Raw genomic sequence first — 2275 nt, forward strand, 5'->3', positions numbered from 1 at the left:
GTCCGAAGCCCCCCGCGAGCGCACCGCCACGGACGGGAAGTCCCCCAACGCCGCGAAGGAGGCCGCGGAGAGCCGCGCGAAGCTGCGCGTGGCCCTGCTCAACCGGCTGCACCGGGGACTCTCCGAGGTGGTGATGAAGCTCACCAACTTCCTCGCCAATCCCGGCCGCGCGGGCGTCGTCACCCTGCCCATCGTCCTGAGCGAAAGCTCCGTCGCCTACGAGTGGTGGAAGTCGGCGAACGCGGTCCCCGAGGACCGGCAGTACCTGGCCATGGCGCTGGGCGAGTCCCCCGTCGTGGACGACGCCACGATGCTCCAGGCGCTCCGGGCCGAGGTGCGCGAAGCCTTCAAGGAGTTCCAGCGCACGCCCCCCGGCATCGAGGTGCGCAAGCAGTACGATGAAGTCCTCCAGAAGTACGACGCCGCCCGCATCCAGCCCGTCATCTCCGGCCACGACTCCGGCCCGCTGGTGGAGGAGTGCGCGCGGCTGGGCCTGACGTGTGAGCGGGACTTCACCCGGTCGCTGCTCATGTCGCCGTGGATGCTGGCCATCAGCCAGAGCCCGGACGAAGGGTCCGCCACGCAGGTCATGGTGGCCGGCCTCACCCTGGCGCAGTTGGGCTCGCTCGTGGGCCACCTGCGGCGCCTCAACCCCATGCTCAGCAACGCCCAGGTGCGAAGCCTGCTCCTGCGCGCGTCCACGGACATGAAGCTCGCGCTGCGCAAGGCACTGGGTCAGCAGGAGGTGGAGCAGGTGCAGGAGCTGGCGCGTCAGCTCCTCCGGCTGCGCGCCGTGGAGCACCTGGTCGTCTGAGGTGAAGGCGCGGGCGCGGCTTCAGGCGCGCAAGAGCGTGGGCCGCAGCGCGAGCTCCGCCGTCGAATCCAACGTCACCGACGCCAGCAGCGACTCCGCCACGGACCGCGTCGCGGCCAGCCGGCTGGCCAACTGGGTGTACGTGAAGGTGAAGCCCACCTGCTCGCGCAGCACGTAGAACTGGAGCTGCGCGAGGAGCAGCGACTCCATCCGGAAGGTGTACTCGCGCAGCACGCCCGAGTTGGCGCCGAAGGTCGCGGGCGTCTCCGACACCTGACGGAAGTCCTGCGCGGAGCGCATGCCCTCCAGCATCCGCGCGGCGAACTGCCCCAGCGACTCCCCGGGGACCGCGGGCTCCAGCGACACGACGAGGTTGGAGCGGAAGCCGTCCTCCTCCGGCCCCACCGCCACGACCTGGCTGGCGTCGAACCAGCCGTCAGGCAGGGCGACGCGCAGCGGACCGTGGCGGATGGACCTGGGCGGGGCCATGGGAGGCGGAGGTCCTTAGGAGGATTCGCGCCCGAAGTTGGCCATGGCGCGGGAGCCACCGCCCTCTTCGTTGGCGAGCGTCGCCACCTTGGCGTTGCTCTCCCCGACGATGTCCGCCTCGGAAGCGCCGTTGGCGCCCTCGACGATGACCATGCCGCCCGTCTTGTGCTCGCGCAGGCTGGTGTCCACGGCGTCCGACAGCTTGTCGGCGTCCATCTTGACGCTCTTGCCGGTGCCCGGGTCCTTCACCTTGTAGCGGCCCTGGTCGTCCTTGCCTTCCACGGTGACCCAGTGCGCCTGGCCCTTCTCGCCGCCCTTCGCCTTGGGGTCCACCTTGGCGGAGTCCACCAGCACCGCGGCCTTGCCGTCGCGGCTGAGCGCGCTGTCCAGGGCGTTCTTGTCCAGCTTGGACGACGACTCCGTCACCTTGACGCCCTGGTTCGCGAGCATGTTGGACAGCTCGATGGGCGTCGTGCCGTCGCCGTCGGTGAAGCGCGAATCCAGCGCGTCCATCTTCTCCGTGTCCGACGCGCCCTGCGCCTTGCCGGTGCCCTTCTCGTTGCCCAGCATCACCGCCACCGCGGCGCCGCAGTTCTTGTCCTTGGTCTGCTGGACCACCGACGCGTCCTCTTCCCAGTCGCCAATCTCCGGCGCCGGCTCCTGGGGAGCACCCGCCTGGCCCACGCGCAGCGCGTCCGACTCGGGAGCAGAACCCGCGCCCGACGCGAAGCGGCTCGCCCAGCCCTGCAGCATCTGGATGGCTTCCTGCGCCGCGAAGGCGTCCGTGGCCTGCTCGGTCTGGACCGCCGTCGGCGCGGTCTCCACCGAGGTGACGACCTTCGCCTGGGGCAGCTCCGCCTGCTGCGCGGCCGCCTGCGGCTTCTGGTTGGACGGCGTCACCTCCACGCGAGGTTGGACGGGACGCTGGAGGCTGGGGGGAAGGGTCACGCTCAAGGGGAGGGCTCCTGGAGG

3 protein-coding genes are annotated in these 2275 nt (G+C 70.7%); 1 reads left to right on the forward strand and 2 read right to left on the reverse strand.

What is annotated here, in order from left to right:
• Nucleotides 1-814, forward strand: an 814-nt coding sequence (locus tag D7V88_RS43420; protein WP_120545862.1) for a hypothetical protein, incomplete at its 5' end; no start/stop codon positions are given.
• 21 nt (nucleotides 815-835) lie between these two features.
• Here the strand turns inward: D7V88_RS43420 and D7V88_RS40770 are convergent.
• Nucleotides 836-1303, reverse strand: a complete 468-nt coding sequence (locus tag D7V88_RS40770) for a DcrB-related protein (protein ID WP_120545863.1) — start codon at nucleotides 1301-1303, stop codon at nucleotides 836-838.
• Between the two features lie 15 nt (nucleotides 1304-1318).
• On the reverse strand, nucleotides 1319-2275 hold a 957-nt coding region (locus tag D7V88_RS40775), incomplete at its 5' end, for a cysteine peptidase family C39 domain-containing protein (RefSeq protein WP_208726749.1).

The sequence above is a fragment of the Corallococcus terminator genome (assembly GCF_003611635.1).
Lineage (GTDB): Bacteria > Myxococcota > Myxococcia > Myxococcales > Myxococcaceae > Corallococcus > Corallococcus terminator.

Excerpts from the sequence above, each read along its gene's own strand:
- D7V88_RS40770 (WP_120545863.1), bottom strand. The coding sequence starts at position 1,303 with ATGGCCCCGCCCAGGTCCATCCGCCACGGTCCGCTGCGCGTCGCCCTG.